We start from the raw sequence: 20,811 nt of genomic DNA, 5'->3' as shown, positions 1-20,811 counted from the left end.
GGTGCATCATGACGGGAATCACAGCGACTGAGGCGCGCAGCAACCTATATCGGTTAATTGATGAGACTGCTGAGTCGCATCAACCCATCGTCATTATGGGTAAGCGGAACAAAGCCATTTTGGTGTCGGAGGAAGACTGGTCTGCCATTCAGGAGACACTTCATCTGCTTTCCGTACCGGGTATGCGTGAGTCTATTCGTGAGGGGATGGAAACCCCTGTGGATGAGTGCGATGAGGAGCTGGACTGGTGACATGGACGTTGGTGTACACCAAGCAAGCTCAGAAGGATGCCAAGAAGTTGGCCTCAAGCGGTCTCAAACCGAAAGCTCAGGAACTGTTAGCGCTTTTAGCAGAAGATCCGTTCGGCACGCCGCCGCCGTTTGAGAAGCTTATTGGTGATCTCACGGGGGCCTATTCACGCCGCATCAATATTCAGCATCGCTTGGTTTACCAAGTGCTAGAGGACGAGCAGGTGGTGAAAGTTCTCAGACTCTGGACCCACTATGAATAACGTATAACTACCGCAAGTAGTTGATGTTCCTTCTGGGGTCAGACCCCATTTAGTGCAGACCCCTCTCGGCACAAAAATAAATCCGTCCCCATTTTGGCGCAGTTTTCTTGCGCTGCATCATTTTGCCATCGCATAAGTGTCATCTGGCCGGTTGATAATGGTGAGGTGAATCCGCAAAGCTTGGATGATGCCCTCTAATCAACCGGAGAGACTGTCATGGCCCAGATGATGAAAGCTGCTGTTTTTGTGGAACCCGGACGCGTGGAGATCGAGGATAAGCCGATCCCGGATATCGGCCCCAACGATGCCTTGATGCGCATTACCACGACGACCATTTGTGGCACGGATGTGCATATCCTTAAAGGCGAGTATCCGGTGGCCAGTGGATTGACGATCGGTCACGAACCGGTGGGTATCATCGAGAAACTGGGGGCGAATGTGCAGGGATATCAGGAGGGTCAGCGAGTCATCGCCGGTGCCATTTGTCCCAGCTTTACCTCCTATGCGTGTCAGGATGATTGCTGCGCCCAGGACGGCGGGCATCATGCGCATGGCTACAAGCCCATGGGTGGCTGGCGCTTTGGTAACACGATTGACGGCTCGCAGGCTGAGTACCTGCTGGTGCCTGATGCGCAGGCCAATTTGGCGCCCGTGCCGGATGGGTTGAGCGATGAGCAGGTCTTGATGTGCCCGGACATCATGTCCACAGGCTTTGCCGGCGCCGAATCCGCGAATATCCGCATCGGCGATATCGTCGCGGTGTTCGCGCAAGGGCCGATTGGGCTGTGTGCGACGGCCGGTGCACGGTTGCGTGGGGCGGGCATGGTTATCGCAGTGGATGGGGTGGATGCGCGTCTGGAGATGGCGCGGCAGATGGGCGCGGACGTAACCTTGGATTTCCGCAAGGTGGATGTCGTCTCCGAGATCATGAAAATCACCGGCGGGCGCGGCGTCGATGCCTCGATTGAGGCTTTGGGTTTGCAGTCGACTTTTGAATCGGCGCTGCGGGTACTCAAGCCGGGTGGCACTTTATCCAGTTTGGGTGTGTATTCCGGGGATTTGACCATTCCCTTGGATGCGTTTTGTGCGGGGCTTGGGGATCACAAGATCATCACCTCGCTGTGTCCGGGCGGCAAAGAGCGCATGCGGCGGCTGATGAACATCATCGCCCGTAACCGCATTGATCTTGGGCCTTTGGTGACGCATCGCTATGCTCTTGAGGACATTGTCGCCGCTTATGACCTGTTCTCGAATCAGCGCGATGGCGTGCTCAAGGTCGCGATCAGCAATTAAACGTGGGGGTACGACCCCAAACGGGGTCGTACCCTGTTTCATAAATTGAGAATCAGATTCTCAATTTGCATAATTTGTGCTAGTTTAGCTTCATGATTCCGCGTGCTGCCTATTCGCTTGTGCGCCAGCTTTTGGCTGGTTTTCCCATCGTGACTATTACCGGGCCAAGGCAATCGGGCAAGACGACGCTAGCGCGCAGTATTTTTGCTGAGCGTCCCTATCGATCATTGGAAGACCCAGATCTTAGGGCCCTGGCCGTGGAAGATCCGCGCGGTTTTTTAGCCACTCTGCCGGATGGCGGCGTTCTGGATGAGGTGCAACGGGCGCCAGACCTGTTGTCCTATTTGCAGTCTAATGTAGATGAAGATAGGCGCATGGGCCGCTTTTTACTCACTGGATCTCAGCAGTTCGGGCTGATGTCGGGGATTTCGCAGTCGCTCGCTGGCCGTACCGCCTTTGTTGAATTATTGCCGTTGAGCCACAGCGAATTGGTCTGCGCAGGGATATCGTCAGAGGATCTCGACACTCACTTATTCACCGGTGGCTATCCCACCTTGTACGATCGCCTGATTACCCCGCAGCATTGGTTTCCAGCTTACGTTGCCTCATACGTTGAACGCGATGTGCGTCAGATGCTCAACGTGCAGGATTTGGACGCCTTTCAGCGCTTTGTACGTTTGTGCGCTGGTCGGAGTGGACAGATTCTCAACCTATCATCGTTGGCGGCCGACAGCGGGATCACCCACAATACAGCACGGGCTTGGATTTCGGTGCTCGAGGCCAGCTATGTACTGTTTTTGTTGCAGCCCCATTATGCGAATTTCAGAAAACGCCTAGTCAAGGCACCCAAGCTGTACTTTTTGGATACAGGGCTGCTGTGCTGGTTGCTCGGTATTCAGGGTAAGGCGCAATTGGTTACCCACCCATTACGGGGTGCAATTTTTGAGACGTGGGTGGTCAGTGAGTTGCGTAAGGCCTGGCTTAATCGCGGCGAGCGCCCGCTGTTCTATTATTGGCGCGACAGCAATGGAAATGAGGTCGATCTGTTGATTGAATCTGCTGACCGCTTGATGCCGGTCGAGATCAAATCGGGGCAGACCCTGAATAAGGATTTCTTTACTGGCCTAGAACGCTGGGTCGGGCTAGCTGGGTCAATGGCGCAAAACCCCACTCTGATCTACGGAGGCACGGGATCCCACGAGCGTAAGCCTGTGCAAGTGTTGGGTTGGCGCGACCTAATTGGGGTCGTACCCCGAAAATAGGCAAAAAAGGGGACGGCTAAAAAGGGGACGGATTTATTTTTCCTTTAGGAAAAATAAATCCGTCCCCTTTTTAGAAGTTGCCGAAGAGGGTGCCGAGGGTGATGAGCGCGATTAGCGAGATGAAAGGCGCCAGCATAGCGACCATGGCAAGATCGAAGTAGGCCTGGCGGTGGGTAAGGCCGGCGATAGCCAAGAGTGTGATGACCGCGCCATTATGCGGCAGGGTATCCAGGCCACCGGTGGCCACGGCGGTGACGCGGTGCAGCAGCTCGGGATTGATGCCAGCCACACGAGCCATCTCCAGGTAGGTATCCCCCAGCGTGGATAGCGCGATACTCATGCCACCAGAGGCAGAGCCAGTCATGCCCGCCAGAATATTCACGGCAATCGCCAAAGAAATCAGCGGGTTATCGCCGCCCAAGGTGACGACGCTATCGCGGATCAGCAAGAATGCGCTGAGCGAAGCAATCACCGCACCAAAACCCACCAAGCTAGCGGTATTAAAAATCGGCACCAGCGAGGCATTAGCGCCATTGTCCAGAGTTTGTTTCAAACCCGGCAGGCGCCGCCAGTTCATCGCTAACAGCAACAGCAAAGCACACACCAGCCCCACAATCACCGACCAGACGCCGCGCACCGCCTCGATATCGGTCTCACCATACAGCGGCAGCGCCAAAAACCCAGTGTCCATGCGTGGAATCACCACAAAGGTGAACAACAGGTTGACGGCGATCACGGTGATCAAAGGCAGCACGGCCACCACAAATGAGGGCTGGTCTTTGGCGGGCTGCTCAACAGGCAGCTCCATCAGGTCAAAGCCCTCGCCAGCGGCCTTCTCACGCAGCTCGCGATTGGGGCTAAACTCGGCATCGGGATGATCGCCATAGCCCTCAGCAGCCAGGCTGCGCGCGCGGTACTGCAGCCACATCAACCCTAGGCCAAACATGATCAAGGCAGTAATCACGCCCAGTCCCGGAGCGGCAAATGGACTGGTGCCGAAATAGGGCATGGGGATCGCGTTTTGGATGGAAGGCGTGCCGGGCAGGGCGGTCATGGTGAAGGTGAACGCGCCCAGCGCGATGGTCGCCGGTATCAACCGCTTAGGGATATTGGCCTGACGGAACAAGGCGGCGGCGATGGGGAATACCGCGAAAGCGACCACGAACAATGACACACCGCCATAAGTCATCACCGCACCGGAGAGCACCACCGCCAAGATGGCGCGTCCGGCCCCGAGCTTGGCAATGATGCCATTGGCGAGGGTTTGGGCGCTGCCGGAGTCTTCCATGAGCTTGCCGAATACCGCGCCGAGCAGAAAAATGGGGAAGTAGAGGGTGATGAAGTTGCCGGCACCCCCCATGAAGATCTGCGTGTAGCTGCCCAGCGCACTGCCCTCACGGCTGGCAACGACCGCAAAAGTCGCCAGCGCTGGAGTGAGAATGAGCAGGCTGACGCCGCGATACGCCAGATAAATCAGCAGAAAAAGCGCGATGAAAACGACCATCAGGCCGATCATGACTGGGTCCCTTTGTTGCTTTTCTGGCTTTTCTGGCTTTTGTCGGCGTCGCTCAAAGGTGAGCGGAAGCTGTCGCCATCAAAAAGATCGGTCATGTCAAACGTGCCGCGCACTCCCAAATCCTCATAATGGTGCTGCAAAAAGCGATCGGCCCAGGTCCAGCCGCGTTCCCGCAAGTGCTGCAAATAGGCCCATTCGGCATTGAGTTTGCTGGAGGCATCGAGATCCTTGAGTTCCTCGTGGGCATGGATCAAGTGCACGAAAATGTCGCGGTAGCGCTCGGATTCTAGCTGCTCGACTTCGATCAGTTCATGCAGCAGCTCGATCAGGCGCAGCTCTTTGATGAGGCTGGCATTGAAGGTGATCTCATTGATGCGGTTGATGATGTCGCGACCGGTGCGCGGCAGGTCTTCACGCATCAGTGGGTTGATCTGCACGACGATCAGGTCACGGGTGGCTTTGTCTTCCACCAACGGGTAGAGGGCAGGGTTGCCAATATATCCGCCATCCCAGTAGGCCTCACCGTCGATCTCCACTGCTTGGAACATGAACGGCAGGCAGGCTGAGGCCATGACGCTGTCGACCGTGAGCTCAGGCTGGCTGAAAGTGCGGCCGCGGCCGGTGCGCACATTGGTGGCAGTGACGAAGACTTTGACATCGGGGCATTGATTGACGCGCTCAAAATCGACTTGGGCGGCGACCAGATCGCGCAGCGGGTTGATGTTGAGCGGATTGAGCTCATAGGGCGAGAACTGGCGGGTGAGCTGCTCGAAGAACAGGTAGCCGGGGGATTGATCGAGGCTGTAGTTGCTGGTCATGTGGTCCCAGAGGCTGCGCTGCATCGGTGAGAATCGGGCGGCATTACTCACCGCCAGCCAGAACTGCTCGAGGGCTTCGCGCGCGCCATCGCGACCACCGCGCTGCAGACCATCGGCCAGCACCACGGCGTTCATGGCGCCGGCACTGGTGCCGCTAATGCCAGAGATTTGAATGCGCTCATCAGCCAAGAGACGATCAAGCACGCCCCAAGTGAGTGCGCCGTGAGCACCACCGCCTTGCAGGGCGAGGTCAACGATTTTGGGTTGCGAGGGGCTAGGCATGCGGCTACTCCACTGGAGAATGTAGCTCTATTGCAGCGCAGCATTCTTGCCGCTGTCAAGCGGTTCACAAACGCAAAAAAGGGGACGGATTTATTTTTCCTTGCGGAAAAATAAATCCGTCCCCTTTTTTGATTGGCTCCCCGGGACGGGCTCGAACCGCCGACCTAGTGATTAACAGTCACCCGCTCTACCGACTGAGCTACCGGGGAATGGGAAAGCACGCGAGTTTACGGGCTCGGGCTTGAGGCGTCAAGCAGCACGCATTCAGCCCTGCACAGCCTTAGCGATGCGTTCCACCGCTTTCTCCAGGTTCTCCATGCTGGTGGCAAAAGACAGGCGCATGTGGCCATCTAGGCCAAACGCACTGCCGGGCACCAAGGCAACGCCGACTTTTTCCAAGAGCATCGACGAGAAGTCGATGTCATTGTCATAGCCCAAGGCCTGCATCGCGCCCTGCATGCCGGGGAACAAGTAGAAGGTGCCATCGGCGGGCAGGCAATCCACGCCGGGGATTTCGTTGAGCGCCTTGTGCAGGTAGTCATGGCGTTTTTCGAAGGCGGCGCGCATCTCTTCGACACAGCCCTGATCGCCATTGAGCGCGGCTTGTGCGGCTTCTTGGCTGATCGAGGTGGGGTTAGAGGTGCTTTGCGACTGAATATTGGTCATGGCCTTGATGATCTCCACAGGGCCAGCGGCGTAACCGATACGCCAGCCGGTCATGGAATAGGCCTTGGAGACGCCGTTTAACACCATGGTCTGGGGGTATAGCTCGGGGCAGGCCATCAAAATGTTACAGAAGGTCTGGCCGCGGAACAGAATGTGTTCGTACATATCATCGGTGGCCACTAAGACATTGGGATGACGCAGCAGCACCTGACCCAAAGCCGCCAGTTCCTCGCGGGTATAGGCCACGCCCGTGGGGTTAGAAGGGCTATTGATCACCACTAAGCGGGTCTTGGAGTTAATCGCCGCCTCAAGCTGCGCGGGTGTCATTTTGAAATGCTGAGACTGATCAGCGGTAACGATCACCGGCTTGCCATCAGCCAACAGCACCATATCGGGGTAGGAAACCCAGTAGGGGGCGGGGATGATGACCTCGTCGCCTTCATTGAGCAGGGCTTGAGTGAGGTTGTAAAAGCTTTGCTTGCCGCCGCAGGACACGAGGATCTGCTCGGGCTTGTAGTCGTGGCCGTTGTCGCGCGCGAATTTGTCGATGATCGCCTTTTTCAGGCCGACCGTGCCGCCCACTGGGGTATACTTGGTTTTGCCCTCACGAATGGCAGTGATGCCGGCCTGTTTGATGGACTCGGGGGTATCAAAATCCGGTTCGCCGGCGCCTAGGCCAATGATGTCGCGGCCTTGGGCTTTAAGCTGCGCCGCCAAAGCGGTCACGGCCAAAGTGGGCGAGGGCTTGATGCGCTGAACGCGTGAGGAGAGCTTGATGTCCAAAGGTCTGTCCGCTTGCTAGAAAGTGAGTGGCGATTGCGGGTTAATCATACTGAAATTGGGGATTAAAGATAAGCGCATGTCGGCAGGTTTTGTTTTAAAAACGGGTTATACCCCGGCCGGTGATCAGCCCAAAGCCATTGAACAGCTGCTGGATGGGCTAGATAGTGGCCTGGCGCACCAGATTCTTTTGGGGGTCACGGGCTCGGGTAAGACTTTCACCATCGCCAATGTGATTGCCCGCTCACAGCGCCCCACCATCATCATGGCGCCGAATAAGACTCTGGCAGCGCAGCTCTACGGTGAGATGAAGGAGTTCTTCCCGGATAATGCCGTGGAGTATTTCGTGTCTTATTACGACTACTACCAGCCCGAGGCCTATGTGCCGTCCTCGGATACCTATATCGAGAAAGACTCCTCGATCAACGACCACATCGAGCAGATGCGCTTGTCGGCTACGCGCGCCTTACTGGAGCGCCGCGATGCCATCATCGTCGCCAGTGTCTCCGCCATCTATGGCCTGGGGGATCCACGTGCCTATTTGGAGATGGTGTTGCACATCAAGCGCGGCGATGTGATCGATCAGCGGCAATTGCTACGACGCCTGGCTGAGCTGCAATACACGCGCAATGATTTGGACCTGGGTCGCGGCACCTATCGCGTACGCGGTGAGGTGATTGATGTGTACCCCGCCGAATCCGAGCGCGAGGCTGTGCGCATTGAGCTATTTGATGATGAGATCGAGCAGCTCTCGTATTTTGATCCGCTCACAGGTGAAGTGTCACGCAAAGTTCCGCGTCTAACTATCTATCCCAAAACACATTATGCCACGCCTCGTGAGACCCTTTTGGAGGCGATTGAGAAGATCAAAGAGGAGCTGCGCGAGCGCCTGGATGAGCTACGACAAGCCGATAAGTTGGTCGAGGCACAGCGCCTGGAGCAGCGCACCCGCTTCGATCTGGAGATGATGCTGGAGCTGGGTTATTGCTCGGGTATCGAGAACTACTCACGCTATTTATCGGGACGCAAAGCCGGTGAGCCGCCGCCGTGTTTTCTCGATTACCTGCCGGATGATGCCTTGATGGTGCTGGATGAAAGCCATGTCACCGTGCCGCAGCTGGGGGCCATGTATAACGGTGATCGCTCGCGCAAGGAGACCTTGGTGGGTTACGGGTTTCGTTTGCCCTCCGCTCTGGATAATCGCCCCTTAAAATTCGAAGAGTTTTTGAATATCACGCCGCAGATCATTCATGTGTCAGCCACTCCAGGCCCATGGGAAAGCGAACGAGCGGGGCAGGTGGTCGAACAAGTGGTGCGTCCCACTGGCTTGGTGGATCCCGGTGTGGAAGTGCGCCCGGCGACCACCCAGGTAGAGGATTTGCTCTCGGAGATTCATTTGCGTGTGGCTGATCAAGAGCGGGTGTTGGTGACCACACTCACCAAGCGCATGGCCGAGGATCTCACGGAATATCTGGGTGAGCATGGCGTGCGCGTGCGCTACCTGCATTCGGATATCGATACGGTGGAGCGGGTGGAAATTATTCGCGATCTGCGCTTGGGCGAGTTTGATGTGCTGGTGGGGATTAACTTGCTGCGCGAGGGCTTGGATATGCCGGAGGTATCGCTGGTGGCGATTCTGGATGCGGACAAAGAGGGGTTTCTCAGATCAGAACGCTCATTGATCCAGACCATTGGTCGTGCGGCGCGCAACCTCAAGGGCAAGGCCATTTTGTATGCCGATAAAATCACCGGGTCAATGCGCCGGGCCATGGATGAGACCGAGCGGCGCCGTGAGAAACAGCTGGCCTTTAACGAAGCCAATGGCATTACTCCGCGCAGCGTACAAAAACGCATCGCCGATATCATGGAAGGCGCCTACGCTGGCGGCAGCGGGGCCTCAGCCAAGCGCTATGCCAAGGTGGCCGAGGAAAAAGGTCGCTATGCCAAGCTCTCACCCGATGATCTGGCCAAGCGCATTGAAGAGATGGAGAAGCGCATGTTCCAACATGCTCGCGATCTCGAGTTCGAGCAGGCGGCGCAGCTTCGTGATGAGATCGAGTCCCTGCGCAAAGACCTGATGATGTTGGCATGATTGACAACATGATACTCACTTTATTGGCTTTGATAATGAACGGGGTAAGGGCGATCACTTTCACTTGGATGGAAAGGAATATCCTTATCAATTCATTTCGGTGGAGCAGTTAACTGAAGATTTCATCTCGGCTGTTGCCGCCAGGAGAGAATCGTGACTGATCGTTATCTCACTATTACTTTAGAGTCAGATTGGAGAAGTGCTTTGCGACGTGCGGGCCAACTAGCGAATTCAGAGACTTATCAGGGCGAGGTTCTAAATTTCGAGACCCCGGCTCAATTCTTCGCTCAACTGACAGAAAAAAGATGGGAGCTCGTGCGAGCAGCGCAGGGTAAGGGGGAGATATCAATACGTGAACTGGCTCGCATGGTGGGGCGTGATGTGAAGCGGGTGCATCAAGATGTTGTGGTGCTTACTGATCTTGGATTGCTCGAGCGAACCGTAAGAAACGGGGTTATTTGCCCTTACTCCTCCATGCACATCGATATGTACTTGAAAACCGCATGACGTATTGTTGGGTTTAGCGCTGCTGGCTGTCTTTGCACAAGCCTTTCATCTCTTCGGGCATGTTGTCCGGACACATTCCGCAAAGTTCGTTGCCCGGCACCGAGAAGTCGATTTTGCGGGGGTAGGGCAGATCAAGCCCGTTCATGATCGCCACAAATTCCTCTTCACTGCGGTTCTTACCGAGACGCGGGTTGCGCAGTTTTTCCTGCCCGATAGTGGTGATGCGGCGATCTTCGTAGTCATGCGCCGGATAGACCAAGGTCTCGTCCGGTAAGCGAAAGAACTTGTTGTGGATGCTCCGGTAGAGCACATGCGCATCGCCCGATTGGAAATCCGTGCGCCCGCAGGCCTCGATCAGCAGGGCATCGCCGGAGAACAGCATCGGCATGCCATGATGATCCAGCAGATAGGCGTGATGCGTGTCGGTATGTCCAGGCGTAAACAGAGGGTTGAGCGTGATGCCGCCGATCTGAAAAGCTGCGCCTTCGGTCAGGCCAATATCACGGCAGGGTAGCTCATCCTGTGCGGGTCCAGCGATTTGACAGCCGGTGGCGTTTTTCAGCTTTTTGGCGCCAGTGATGTGGTCGGCGTGGATATGAGTTTCGATGGCATAGTCCAGCTTGAGCCCCATCGACTGCAGCACTTCCAGGTCCCGCTCCACCGTCTCCAGCACCGGGTCGATCAGAGCGGTAACGCCCGTGTCCGGACAAGACAGCAAGTAGGTGAAAGTGGAAGAATCGGGTTCGTACAATTGTCGAAAAAGCATCGCATTGCCTCGTCTTCGGTCACTTCAATTCGTCTGACTATCGAACATATCGGTTGTTCTATCGCCGATGCAAATAGAAGCAGGTAAAGTGATGGAATTCGGCGGTAGTTGGCGGGAGGCAGTTTGATGGCAGCACCGGACAAGGCGCATTGGGAGACTGTTTACGGCACGCGGCCTGGTGAGTCTTTGAGCTGGTATCAGCAAGGTGGGGGGCTGTCCTTAGAATGGATTCAGGGGCTGGCTTTGCCTTCTGAGGCCGGCATCATCGATGTCGGGGGCGGGATGTCGACTCTGATTGATGAGCTAGTAGCGGCCGGTTTTACCGATCTGACCGTGTTGGATATTTCCGAGCAAGCGTTGCAGCAGTCACGTAACCGACTGGACGCGGCGGCCGACGCTGTGGAGTGGCGAGTTGAAGATATCACGCAAGCCGAATTACCCAATGATCGCTTTGATCTTTGGCATGATCGGGCCGTATTCCATTTCCTCACGGAGGCGGCGCACCGCGAGGCGTATGTTCAACGTTTGATGCGGTCACTGCGCCCCGGTGGATGGGTGTTGATGGCCACCTTCGCGCTGGATGGACCGGAGCGCTGCAGTGGGTTGCCGGTGGTGCGCTATGGCCCGGAAAGCCTGCAGGAAACACTGGGGCAAGGATTTAGCATCATCAAGCACGCCGCAGTGGAGCACATGACGCCCGCCGGCGCAGTCCAAAACTTCAACTTCTGCTTATTCAAGTCGCTAATTTGAGTTCACAACGACAAGGAAGTCTCCAATGACACCAACAATTTTTAGAGAGCGAGGCTATCGTTTTTTCTTTTTCTCCCGCGAAGAGTCAAGAATGCACGTGCATGTAGTCTCTGGGGATGGAGAGGCTAAATTCTGGTTAGAGCCAGTGCTTCAGCTAGAAAAGAGCTATCATTACAATCAAAGGCAGATTAGAGAAATTCAGTCACTGATTGAGGAGCGCCACCTTGAGCTTATCGACGCATGGAAAAGCTGCTTCGGCGGTTGAAGTGACTCATATATCGAGTCATGGGGTATGGCTGCTCGCGCATGATCATGAAATGTTCATGTCCTATGAGGCGTTTCCATGGTTTAAGGATCAGCCGGTCAAGGCCATATTAAATGTGCAGGAGGTATCTCCTGACCATTTTTATTGGCCGGATATTGATGTGGATCTTACTCGCGATATCATCGAGAACCCGGAGCGCTTCCCGAAAGTCGCGAAGACCGTCTAGCTCCAATAGCTTTGGGAACGCAAACTCCGGGGATGCGGGGTGAGGTTACATACGCTCGTACAGGGCGCGCACTTTCTCGCGGGTCATGATGGATTTCCAGTCAGGTCCTAGAGCGTTTTGCCACAAAGGTTCAAGACCCAGGGCGACATCGATCATCTTCTCCATGCCCGCTTCATCGACGTCTTTGGTGACGCCACGGGGCAGCTGGATATTGTGCTTGTCCATCATGCGACGAAACTCTTCGACATAGGGGCCGTAGTAGTCATCCAGCTGATCAAAGACGATGCAGTTGCCCACGCCATGACGGGTGCCCAACAAGAAGGACAATCCATAGCTCAGCGCATGGGCCACACCCACCTGTGAGTAGGCGATGCTCATGCCGCCAAAATAGGACGCCACCATGAGTTTGTCGTCAGCCTCGGGGTCATCACCCAAGTAGACATCGCGGCACAGATCCAAGGACTTCTCAGCATAGGCCTGGGCGAAGGTGTTGATGAAGGATCCTGCCAGTGCTTCGGCATTGTGGATGTAACAGTCCATGCCGGTATAAAACCACTGATCGGTGGGCACACCCTCAACCAATTCCGCATCCATGATGATTTGATCGAAGGGGGTGAAGTCGGAGTTGATGCCGAGCTTGCGGGTGGGGCCAGTGAGCACGGTCGTGCGGGAGATTTCTGCGCCAGTGCCGGCGAGGGTGGGGATGCCGATGTGGGTAATGCCGGGGTTTTTCACCAGATCCCAGCCCTGATAGTCGGCCGCAGAGCCGGGATTGGTAAGCATCAATGCCACCGCTTTAGCCAAGTCCAGAGTACTACCACCACCCAAGCCGATGATGGCATCCGGTGGGCGATTGGAATATTCATTGACGCGTTGTACCAGTTCATCGACATAACTGGTTTTGGGTTCGGTATCGACATTAACGAGAATAATCAGGTCGTTTTTATGAATGGGCACTCGGTGAATCAGCGGGCGATGCTCATGGATAGCGTCGATGAGGTAGACCACATGCGAGCCTTCGTCGGTGCGGTAGGCGCGCAGGATGTCATCCAGCTGATTGAAACTGCCGCGGCCAAAGACCATGTGCGGAACAACGCGGAGATTCTTATACATAGGGGCGATTAATACTCGGGATTAAAGTGTTCGGTGACGGCTTCTTCAAACTGAATGATGTTCTCAGGAGTGTCAATTTCGATCAGCGTATCATGGGTGACGGCGGTGGCAATACGATAGCCATGTTCCAGAGCGCGCAGCATTTCTAGTTTCTCAAGGCGCTCTAAGTGGCTCATCGGCAGCTTGGCAAAAGTGGCGAGAAATTCTTGGGTGTAGGCAAACAAGCCCACATGAATCAAAACCCCCTCGGGGCCGGTGAGATCGGCGTCATAACGCCCCACCGTCTCACGCACATACGGAATGGGCGAGCGCGAGAAGTAAAGTGCTGCGCCGTCTTGCGCGCAGACCATTTTGACGTGGTTGGGGTTGTGGTAATCGCGGTCGGTGGTCAGCGGAAAGCCTAAGGTCGCCATATCCACGCCGGGGGTAAGAATTTTATCCAGTAAGCGGATTTGTTCGCCTGTCACCATGGGCTCATCGGCTTGCACATTGATGATGCGTGCGGCGCCGATTTGTTCATTGGCCGCGGCAATGCGATCGGTTCCGCTGGGTAGCTCTGGATCAGTGATGACAGCGCGGTAGCCTTCGGCCTCTAAAAGATTTTTCAGGCGTTCGCTATCAACGGCAAACCACAAATCAAACTCTGGGGCTTCGCGACGGATTTGTTCAGCGGTCCACAGCAAAACGGGTTTACCGCGCACGGGGTGCAGCAGTTTTTGGGGAAAGCGGGTGGAGCCCAGGCGCGCCGGGACGATGATCGCCGTATGCATGAGGCTTAGCTCAACACGCTCATCAGCACTTCGCGCATTTTCCGGCCGCGCTCAATGCATTCGCCTTCATCCCAAGAGAGCTTAATCAGCATCGATAGGGTGCCAGCCATAATGGCGTCAGATTGGGGCAAGTTTGGCTTGCGGAAGTCATCGGACATGGTCTGGTATAGCGGGTTGGGGCTTTTGAGCTCGGCGAAATGATCCCAGCTACGGTAGTAGTGCCAGTTGTTGGAGTACCAGTGCAGGCAGCCATCAACGCCCGCTTCGCCCAGCTCTTTGCGGGCGCGCAGGGCTGTGGGCTCATCCGGCAGGATAAAGCTTAAGAACGTGGCGGAATCACCCTCAGGATCCGGCACGTCACGCAGGCGCAGGCCGGGGATATCTCTGAGCTGATCCTTAATCAGGGCTTTGTTGCGCCGGTTGCGGGCAATGATGTCATCAAGTTTGCGCAGCTGGGCCAAACCAATGGCGGCGTTGAGCTCGCCAATGCGAAAGTTAAAGCCCATGATCGGGTGTTTATCGGCGCCGCGATCTGCGCCTAGATGGTCGTGGCCATGATCGGTGAATGCCTGGCAGCGGTCGTAGAAGTCTTTATCAGAGCTGACGATGCCGCCGCCTTCACCGCAGGTGATGGTCTTGACGTAGTCAAAGGAGAAACAGCCGCATAGTCCGAAGCTGCCGAGCATTTGGCCTTGATAAGAGGCGCCGATGGCTTGCGCCACGTCTTCAATCAGAATGAGATTGTGCTTGGCGCAAATATCACGGATCTGAGCTACGTGGGCCATAGAGCCGCACATATGCACCAGCAGCACAGCTTTGGTGCGCTCGGTAATTTTCTCTTCCAGTTTATTGGGGTCGAGGTTCAGGGTCTCATCGATTTCGGAATAGACTGGGATGGCGCCGGCATAGAGCGCGCCCTCGATATCCGCCACAAAAGTGAAGGGCGGGACGATGACCTCGTCGCCAGCACCAATTCCGGCGCAGGCCATAGCGGTGAAAACGGCGGTGGTGCCGCTGGAGCAGACATGGGCGTAGGGCAGTTGCATGCGATCGGCCAGGGCTTTCTCAAATTCCAAAGCCTTCCACTTGCCTTGGCGCTGGCCATCAAAACCATAGCGCATGAGCACGCCGTGATCGAGGACCTCGAGCGCCTCGGCTCTCTCTTCTGAACCAAACCACTCAAAGCCGGGCATGTATCACCTTAAATCTGAAGGAAAATGGTGGGCGGTACTAGGTTCGAACTAGTGACCCCTGCCGTGTGAAGGCAGTGCTCTACCACTGAGCTAACCGCCCAAGCTCAAGAGCCGCGAGTATAGGCATCTGACCCCAAAGGGTCAATGTTTTGGCGGCTAAGAAGCTTTGGCTTGGCCGTAGGTGCGCTCGATGTAGCGCTCGACCATGGCTTGGAATTCCTCGGCGATCTGGTCGCCCTTGAGAGTCACGGTTTTCTCGCCATCTTCATAGACCGGAGCGACGGGTTGTTCGCCAGTACCGGGCAGGCTGATGCCGATATTGGCGTGTTTGCTCTCGCCGGGGCCGTTGACCACGCAGCCCATGACCGCCACGGTCATATCCTCAACGCCCGGATATTGCTCGGCCCATTCCGGCATTTTGTGGCGGATGTACGTTTGGATGTCTTGCGCCAGATGTTGGAAGTAGTCGCTGGAGGTGCGGCCACAGCCGGGGCAGGCGACCACTGCGGGGGCAAAGCGGCGTACATCGAGGCTTTGCAGGATTTCTTGGGCGACGATGACCTCTTGAGTGCGCGAGGCGCCGGGTTCCGGGGTCAGTGAGATGCGGATGGTGTCGCCAATGCCTTGCTGCAGCAGCACGGACAGGGCGGCGGTTGAGGACACGATGCCTTTGACGCCCATGCCGGCCTCGGTGAGTCCCAAGTGCAGCGGGTAGTCACAGCGGCGCGCCAGTTCGGTGTAGACGCGAATCAGGGGCTGCACGCCGCTGACCTTACAGGAGATAATGATGCGGTCATGCGGCAAACCGATCTCTTCGGCGCGGGCGGCGCTGCCGAGGGCCGATTGGATCAGAGCCTCTTGATTCACCGCGTCGGCGGTAAGTGGCTCGGAGTTCTGGGCGTTCTCATCCATCATGCGCGCCAGAAGCTCTTGATCCAGGCTGCCCCAATTGACGCCAATGCGAATGGGTTTATCGTAACGGCAGGCGATCTCGATCATTTGCGCAAACTGGGTATCGCGTTTGCTGCCGCGGCCGACATTGCCCGGGTTGATGCGCAGTTTGGCCAGCGCCTCGGCGCATTCGGGATATTTGGTCAGCAGTTTGTGGCCATTGAAGTGAAAATCCCCGACCAGCGGCACATCAAGGCCCATGGCATCGAGTTTTTCGCGGATCTTGGGGACCGCCGCAGCGGCTTCTTCGGTGTTAACGGTGATGCGCACCAGTTCTGAGCCGGCGCGCGCCAGTTCGGCGACTTGCACCACGGTACGAATATCATCCGCGGTGTCGGTGTTGGTCATCGATTGGATGGTGACGGGGTGGTCGCTGCCCACCGTGACCGGGCCAATGCGGACCTGGGTCGTGGGGTGGCGGCGGTAGTCAGCGGATAATGTGCTCATGGGCGTGCAATCAGGCGATGAAAACCAGATGCCGAGTGTAGCAGGTTGCGCGCGCCACAGAACTGATGGGCCTCAGCCTTGCAGGGATTATTGGCGTGGAGTTTGGTTGACGCTTTGGAGCCCAAGCCCGCATAATCATTCGTGTTTTCAAGGGGGCATTGATGTCCCGCACCTGCGTCATGGTGACCTGTATCGGTCCCCCCGCGACAAGAAGCTGTGAACCCCGCCAGGCCCGGAAGGGAGCAACGGTAGCAGTGGCATTGGGCGCCGGGGTGTGGCTGGTGCAGGTTGCCACCTTATACAGGCCAGCTGGATGAGTTATCAGGTTCTTGCCCGTAAGTGGCGGCCCCGCAATTTCGAGGCATTAGTCGGTCAGCCGCATGTGGTGCGGGCGCTGGTCAATGCCTTAAAAGACGATCGCCTGCATCATGCGTATTTGTTCACCGGCACACGCGGCGTGGGCAAAACCACGATTGCACGCGTGCTGGCTAAGTGTTTGAACTGTGAAACCGGCATCACGGCGACGCCCTGTGGGGTGTGCAGCGCTTGTCAGGAGATCGACAGCGGACGCTTTGTGGATTTGATTGAGGTGGATGCAGCCTCGCGTACGGGCGTCGACGATACCCGCGAGCTTTTGGAAAATGTGCCCTATGCGCCGACCCGCGGGCGCTTCAAGATCTATCTGATTGACGAAGTGCATATGCTGTCGACGCACAGCTTTAATGCGCTGTTAAAGACTTTGGAGGAGCCGCCGCCACATGTGAAGTTCTTGTTGGCGACTACCGATCGGCAAAAGCTGCCGGTGACAATCTTGTCGCGGTGTTTGCAGTTCAATCTTAAGGCGATGCCCACGGATTTGATTGCGCAGCATTTGGCTTATGTCTTAGAGCAAGAGTCGATTGCCTGTGAGCCAGAGGCTTTGGGCCAGCTGGCACGCGCCGCTCATGGCAGCATGCGTGATGCTTTGAGTCTGTTGGATCAGGCGATTGGCTTTGGCGGCGGGTCGGTGGCGGCGGATACCGTGAATGACATGCTGGGTGGGATTTCGCGGGCGCATCTAGGCGGTTTATTGCGCGCGGTGGCGGATGCGGATGCGCGGGCGATGCTGGCGGTGGTCGCTGAGCTCGATACGCAGGCACCGGATTACGCCTCAGTACTGACGGATTTGACCACTTTGCTGCATCAGGTCGCTTTGGTGCAGCAGGTGCCGGAGGTGGCCGAGTCGTTATCCGAGGATACCGAGCTATTGCAGGATTTGGCCGGCCAGCTCAGTCCCGAACATGTGCAGTTGTATTACCAAATCGCCATTCACGGCCGCCGTGACTTCGTGTGGGCGCCCGACCCGCGCAGCGGCCTCGAGATGCTGCTGCTGCGCATGCTCGCCTTCGATCGGAGAGCTGCAGTGACTGCGTCCTCGGCGGCGGCAGCCGCATTGTCACCGGCTCAGGCAGCGTCACCAAGTCCGTCAGCGCCACCTCGGTCAAAGTCAGGTGCTTCAGCCGAAACGGCGTCAGTGGCAACCCAAGCCAGCCCAACCGCAAACGCGGTGGCGCCACCCGCTGATGCGGATTGGTCGGCGGTGGTGGCGGAGCTGGGGCTGGCGGGCATGGCGGCGCAGCTGGCACAGAATTGTGCGCTGCTGGAGCGCAGCGAGACGCAGTGGGTGCTGGGCTTGGCACCGCAGCATGAAAGCCTAAAGACGCCCAACGCGGTGCAGCGCCTAGAGGCCGCGGTCAAGAAAGCCTATGGCGAGGAGCTGCGCGTGGTCATTAAGCTGGGAGAGGCGGAGGTGGTGACCCCTGCGGTCCTCCAGCAGCAAGCCAGTGATGCCAAACAGCAAGAAGCCGAGGCGGCCATTGCCGCTGATCCCATGACGCAGGCGTTGGGCGAAGCCTTTGGCGCTGAGGTAATCCCGGGCAGTATTCGACCCGTGGATGAGTCGCCGGCGGAGCATTAACGCACCGGCATAATGATTTATGATCCGAAGTTCTTATTTCGATAGGGGGAAGTCCGATGTTGAAGGGTGGTCTTGGTAATATCATGAAGCAGGCCCAGAAAATGCAGGAAGACATGGCCAAGGCTCAGGCCGAGCTAGCGGAAATGGAAGTCACCGGCAGCGCCGGCGGCGGCATGGTCAACGTGGTGATGAATGGCAAACATGGCGTCAGCGGCGTGAAAGTGGATCCCAGCGTCTTTGAAGAAGACCGCGATATGCTTGAGGACTTGCTGGCAGCGGCCATTAACGACGCCGTGCAAAAGGTCGAAGACATGACCCGCGATCATTTGAGCGGCGTCACCCAGGGCATGGGTTTGCCGCCCGGCTTTAAGATGCCGTTCTAAGATCGCTTTGCGCCTGCTCTCCACCCGCTTCTAGCCCGCGCCAAGGTTATTCATGTCTGGTAGCCCCTTGCTTGATGCCTTAGTGGACGCCCTGCGCTGCTTGCCGGGTGTCGGCCCCAAGTCCGCGCAGCGCATGGCTTTGCACGTTTTGGAGCGTGACCGTGAGGGCGCACGGCGCTTGGGTTTGGTGCTTGGTGAGGCGGTGGAGCGTATTGGCCATTGCCGCATCTGCCGCACACTGACCGAGCACGATGTCTGCGGCATTTGCAGCGATGCCAGCCGTGACCCGCGCAGTCTTTGCGTGGTCGAAACGCCGGCTGATGTGCTGGCCATCGATCAGGCCACGGGTTTTCGCGGCCGCTACCATGTGCTGTTGGGGCAATTGTCGCCGCTGGATGGTATTGGCCCCGAAGAGTTGGGGCTCGATCAGCTCGAGCAGCGGCTCGATGCCGGTGAAATCGATGAGCTTATCTTGGCCATGGGCACGACGGTTGAGGGCGAGGTCACCGCCCATTACATTCATGAATTGGCGCGTCAGCGGGGGATTCGCAGCACGCGCATCGCCCACGGCGTGCCTTTGGGCGGCGATTTGGAGTTTGTCGACCGCGGTACGCTGTCGCATGCTTTTGCCAGCCGCCGCGATTACTGATCAGCCAGGAGGATGCATGAGCGATTGTATTTTTTGTCGTATCGTCAACGGTGAGTTGCCGGCCGAAAAGCTCTATGAAGACGAGCATGTCATCGCCTTTCGCGACATCAACCCGGTGGCGGCATTTCATGCCTTGGTGATTCCGCGCAAACACATCGCCACGCTGAATGATTTCACCGCCGAGGAAAACGCCTTGGCCGGGCATTTGTTGAGGGCCACGGCGAACTTGGCGCGCGAACAGGGGCTGGCTGATGAAGGCTATCGCGTGGTGATCAACTGTAATGAGTATGGCGGGCAGGTGGTGTATCACGTGCACGCCCATGTCCTGGGCGGTCAGCGCCTCACCGGCGCCCACGGCCTAGGCGGAGGTCAGTAGGCTTAAATAGCTCTCGTAGCGCCGTTGGCTGATGCCATCAGCGACCGCTGCTTGCATCACCGCGCAGCCGGGCTCAATGCGGTGCGTGCAATTATGAAAGCGGCACTCACTGCTGATTTGGCCGATCTCGACAAAGCCGCGAGTGAGCTGCGCCACGCTCAATGCTCCCGGCGCAAAATCCCGCACGCCCGGAGAATCAATCAGATGGCCGCCGCCAGGCAGGGCATAGCGGGTGGTGTGGCTGGTGGTATGACGCCCGCCTTCACCGCCCATCGTCGACAGCGCACCAATGCGGATGTCTAAATCGGGCAGTAGAGTTTTCACCAGCGAGGATTTCCCCACACCCGATTGGCCGACCAAGACGCTGGTGCCTTTGCTGAGTTCAAGCAGCAGCAGATCCATGCCAAAGCCGGTTTTCGTGCTGACCAGCAATAACGGATAGCCCAAAGGTGGGTAGTCTCCGAGCGCCGCGGGCAGTTGCAAATCCGGCAGCAGATCGATTTTGTTGTAGACAATGATGGCTCGTGCCGGAAGATTTTCGGCGGCCACCAAGTACTGATCAATGAGGCCGGCGTTCAGCTCGGGTTCAACCCCGCAGACAATCACCAGTTGATCGATATTGGCAGCTACGCGCTTGGGCTGACCGCGGCTATCAACGCGCTCCAGCAAATTGGTGCGCGGCAAGACTTCGGTGACCACCCCATCGGCTGAGGCATCACCTTGAGGCTCCCACAGCACCGCATCATTACAGACGGCGTCGTCTAGACGCCGGCGTGTGACGCAAGCCACCACCGCACCGGCCTCGTCTTCAACCAGCAGACGAGCCCCAAAACGCCGAACGATACGGCCTTGGCGCGAATGATTAAACACTACTCATCCGTTTGAACCAACGCATCCACCTTAGCGGCACAAATAAAATCGTTTTCCGACAGACCACCCACAGCATGGGTGGACCAAACAACATGACACTGACTATACCCTACGCTCAGATCGGGATGATGATCCTCGACATGAGCGATGAAGGCGACAGCATTCACAAACGCTATAGTGCGGTAATAATCCGAAAAGCGGAAGCGCCGGCTGATACTTTTGCTCTCGGCATCAATTTCCCAATCGGCATGCAGCCCTTGTTTGAGCTTCGCGATTTCGGTGGAGGACACAGGTCCGGCGAGTCCTTCACAGGCTTTGCAGTGGCGGGTGCTAAGATCATCAGACATGAGCAAACTCCAAAGTTTTGG

24 protein-coding genes, 2 tRNA genes and 1 other RNA gene are annotated in these 20,811 nt (G+C 57.0%); 15 read left to right on the top strand and 12 right to left on the bottom strand.

Annotated elements, in window-relative coordinates:
• The first annotated feature begins 8 nt into the window (after positions 1-8).
• The 4 genes from CKX93_RS01005 (at position 9) to CKX93_RS00990 (ending at position 3,066) form a co-directional block, all read left to right on the top strand.
• On the top strand, positions 9-251 hold the full coding sequence (locus CKX93_RS01005; protein WP_076755190.1) for a type II toxin-antitoxin system Phd/YefM family antitoxin: 243 nt from the start codon (positions 9-11) through the stop codon (positions 249-251).
• Positions 248-511, top strand: coding sequence for a Txe/YoeB family addiction module toxin (locus CKX93_RS01000; protein ID WP_076754448.1), 264 nt, complete (start codon positions 248-250; stop codon positions 509-511). Before CKX93_RS01005 ends, CKX93_RS01000 begins: the two co-directional genes overlap by 4 nt.
• A 216-nt stretch (positions 512-727) precedes the next feature.
• Positions 728-1,804, top strand: coding sequence for an NAD(P)-dependent alcohol dehydrogenase (locus CKX93_RS00995; protein WP_076754446.1), 1,077 nt, complete (start codon positions 728-730; stop codon positions 1,802-1,804).
• A 92-nt stretch (positions 1,805-1,896) separates the two neighbouring features.
• Positions 1,897-3,066, top strand: coding sequence for an ATP-binding protein (locus tag CKX93_RS00990; protein ID WP_076754445.1), 1,170 nt, complete (start codon positions 1,897-1,899; stop codon positions 3,064-3,066).
• A 70-nt stretch (positions 3,067-3,136) separates the two neighbouring features.
• Here CKX93_RS00990 and CKX93_RS00985 read toward each other — a convergent pair whose 3' ends face one another.
• From CKX93_RS00985 to CKX93_RS00970, 4 genes are all read right to left on the bottom strand, one after another.
• On the bottom strand, positions 3,137-4,582 hold the full coding sequence (locus CKX93_RS00985; RefSeq protein WP_076754443.1) for a GntP family permease: 1,446 nt from the start codon (positions 4,580-4,582) through the stop codon (positions 3,137-3,139).
• Complete coding sequence (locus CKX93_RS00980; RefSeq protein WP_076754441.1) at positions 4,579-5,682, bottom strand: patatin-like phospholipase family protein; 1,104 nt, start codon at positions 5,680-5,682, stop codon at positions 4,579-4,581. The genes CKX93_RS00985 and CKX93_RS00980 overlap by 4 nt, the downstream gene beginning before the upstream one ends.
• A gap of 133 nt (positions 5,683-5,815) precedes the next feature.
• A tRNA-Asn gene (locus CKX93_RS00975) sits at positions 5,816-5,891 on the bottom strand.
• Between the two features lie 55 nt (positions 5,892-5,946).
• Positions 5,947-7,131, bottom strand: coding sequence for a pyridoxal phosphate-dependent aminotransferase (locus CKX93_RS00970; protein WP_076754439.1), 1,185 nt, complete (start codon positions 7,129-7,131; stop codon positions 5,947-5,949).
• A gap of 76 nt (positions 7,132-7,207) precedes the next feature.
• Here CKX93_RS00970 and uvrB point away from each other — a divergent pair, with 76 nt between their 5' ends.
• From uvrB to CKX93_RS00960, 3 genes are read left to right on the top strand one after another with little or no spacing between them, the layout of a single operon-like run.
• Positions 7,208-9,220 (top strand): excinuclease ABC subunit UvrB, encoded by a 2,013-nt coding sequence (gene uvrB, locus CKX93_RS00965; protein ID WP_076754437.1) that lies wholly within the window; start codon positions 7,208-7,210, stop codon positions 9,218-9,220.
• A 22-nt stretch (positions 9,221-9,242) separates the two neighbouring features.
• Entirely contained in the window at positions 9,243-9,377 is a 135-nt protein-coding gene (locus CKX93_RS09600) for a peptidylprolyl isomerase (RefSeq protein ID WP_076754435.1), read from the top strand.
• Positions 9,374-9,727, top strand: coding sequence for an HVO_A0114 family putative DNA-binding protein (locus CKX93_RS00960; RefSeq protein ID WP_076754434.1), 354 nt, complete (start codon positions 9,374-9,376; stop codon positions 9,725-9,727). The genes CKX93_RS09600 and CKX93_RS00960 overlap by 4 nt, the downstream gene beginning before the upstream one ends.
• Before the next feature lie 13 nt (positions 9,728-9,740).
• Here CKX93_RS00960 and CKX93_RS00955 read toward each other — a convergent pair whose 3' ends face one another.
• A complete protein-coding gene (locus CKX93_RS00955) occupies positions 9,741-10,493 on the bottom strand; it encodes an MBL fold metallo-hydrolase (protein ID WP_076754432.1) in 753 nt (250 codons plus the stop codon).
• Between the two features lie 126 nt (positions 10,494-10,619).
• On the opposite strand from CKX93_RS00955, the gene CKX93_RS00950 reads away from it, so the two are divergent.
• From CKX93_RS00950 to CKX93_RS00940, 3 genes are read left to right on the top strand one after another with little or no spacing between them, the layout of a single operon-like run.
• Complete coding sequence (locus tag CKX93_RS00950) at positions 10,620-11,243, top strand: class I SAM-dependent methyltransferase (protein WP_076754431.1); 624 nt, start codon at positions 10,620-10,622, stop codon at positions 11,241-11,243.
• Between the two features lie 25 nt (positions 11,244-11,268).
• Positions 11,269-11,508, top strand: coding sequence for a DUF4160 domain-containing protein (locus tag CKX93_RS00945; RefSeq protein WP_076754429.1), 240 nt, complete (start codon positions 11,269-11,271; stop codon positions 11,506-11,508).
• On the top strand, positions 11,468-11,734 hold the full coding sequence (locus CKX93_RS00940) for a DUF2442 domain-containing protein (protein ID WP_076754428.1): 267 nt from the start codon (positions 11,468-11,470) through the stop codon (positions 11,732-11,734). Before CKX93_RS00945 ends, CKX93_RS00940 begins: the two co-directional genes overlap by 41 nt.
• Before the next feature lie 45 nt (positions 11,735-11,779).
• On the opposite strand, the gene CKX93_RS00935 is transcribed toward CKX93_RS00940, so the two are convergent.
• The 5 genes from CKX93_RS00935 to ispG all read right to left on the bottom strand — a co-directional run bounded on the left by CKX93_RS00935 (position 11,780) and on the right by ispG (position 16,208).
• Positions 11,780-12,847, bottom strand: coding sequence for an iron-containing alcohol dehydrogenase family protein (locus CKX93_RS00935; RefSeq protein WP_076754426.1), 1,068 nt, complete (start codon positions 12,845-12,847; stop codon positions 11,780-11,782).
• Positions 12,848-12,855: 8 nt separating this feature from the next.
• Positions 12,856-13,617: a 3-deoxy-manno-octulosonate cytidylyltransferase gene (kdsB, locus tag CKX93_RS00930; RefSeq protein WP_076754424.1), complete on the bottom strand. Its 762-nt coding sequence runs from the start codon at positions 13,615-13,617 to the stop codon at positions 12,856-12,858.
• Positions 13,618-13,622: 5 nt separating this feature from the next.
• Positions 13,623-14,810, bottom strand: coding sequence for a DegT/DnrJ/EryC1/StrS family aminotransferase (locus tag CKX93_RS00925; RefSeq protein ID WP_076754422.1), 1,188 nt, complete (start codon positions 14,808-14,810; stop codon positions 13,623-13,625).
• 25 nt (positions 14,811-14,835) lie between these two features.
• A tRNA-Val gene (locus CKX93_RS00920) sits at positions 14,836-14,910 on the bottom strand.
• A gap of 56 nt (positions 14,911-14,966) precedes the next feature.
• Positions 14,967-16,208, bottom strand: a complete 1,242-nt coding sequence (gene ispG / locus CKX93_RS00915) for a flavodoxin-dependent (E)-4-hydroxy-3-methylbut-2-enyl-diphosphate synthase (protein ID WP_076754420.1) — start codon at positions 16,206-16,208, stop codon at positions 14,967-14,969.
• Positions 16,209-16,398: 190 nt separating this feature from the next.
• Here ispG and ffs point away from each other — a divergent pair.
• The 5 genes from ffs (at position 16,399) to CKX93_RS00890 (ending at position 19,573) form a co-directional block, all read left to right on the top strand.
• An RNA gene (gene ffs, locus CKX93_RS00910) (signal recognition particle sRNA small type) lies at positions 16,399-16,495 on the top strand.
• Between the two features lie 26 nt (positions 16,496-16,521).
• Positions 16,522-18,165, top strand: a complete 1,644-nt coding sequence (gene dnaX / locus CKX93_RS00905) for a DNA polymerase III subunit gamma/tau (RefSeq protein WP_076755188.1) — start codon at positions 16,522-16,524, stop codon at positions 18,163-18,165.
• A gap of 56 nt (positions 18,166-18,221) precedes the next feature.
• Entirely contained in the window at positions 18,222-18,548 is a 327-nt protein-coding gene (locus CKX93_RS00900; protein WP_076754419.1) for a YbaB/EbfC family nucleoid-associated protein, read from the top strand.
• A 52-nt stretch (positions 18,549-18,600) separates the two neighbouring features.
• Positions 18,601-19,197, top strand: a complete 597-nt coding sequence (gene recR / locus CKX93_RS00895) for a recombination mediator RecR (RefSeq protein ID WP_076754417.1) — start codon at positions 18,601-18,603, stop codon at positions 19,195-19,197.
• Between the two features lie 16 nt (positions 19,198-19,213).
• The gene (locus CKX93_RS00890; protein ID WP_076754415.1) at positions 19,214-19,573 is read left to right on the top strand and encodes a histidine triad nucleotide-binding protein; all 360 of its coding nucleotides are present in this window, start codon (positions 19,214-19,216) and stop codon (positions 19,571-19,573) included.
• Here CKX93_RS00890 and rsgA read toward each other — a convergent pair.
• Both rsgA and CKX93_RS00880 read right to left on the bottom strand, forming a co-directional pair.
• A complete protein-coding gene (gene rsgA / locus CKX93_RS00885) occupies positions 19,556-20,443 on the bottom strand; it encodes a ribosome small subunit-dependent GTPase A (RefSeq protein ID WP_076754414.1) in 888 nt (295 codons plus the stop codon). The genes CKX93_RS00890 and rsgA overlap by 18 nt on opposite strands.
• Positions 20,443-20,790: a 4a-hydroxytetrahydrobiopterin dehydratase gene (locus CKX93_RS00880; protein ID WP_076755186.1), complete on the bottom strand. Its 348-nt coding sequence runs from the start codon at positions 20,788-20,790 to the stop codon at positions 20,443-20,445. The genes rsgA and CKX93_RS00880 overlap by 1 nt, the downstream gene beginning before the upstream one ends.
• Between the last annotated feature and the right edge of the window lie 21 nt (positions 20,791-20,811).

Origin of the sequence: Ectothiorhodosinus mongolicus (assembly GCF_022406875.1) — a bacterium.
Classification (GTDB): Bacteria; Pseudomonadota; Gammaproteobacteria; order Ectothiorhodospirales; family Ectothiorhodospiraceae; genus Ectothiorhodospira; species Ectothiorhodospira mongolica.
The sequence above is the reverse complement of the archived record's forward strand: the minus strand, read 5'-3'. Positions and strand labels throughout refer to the sequence as shown.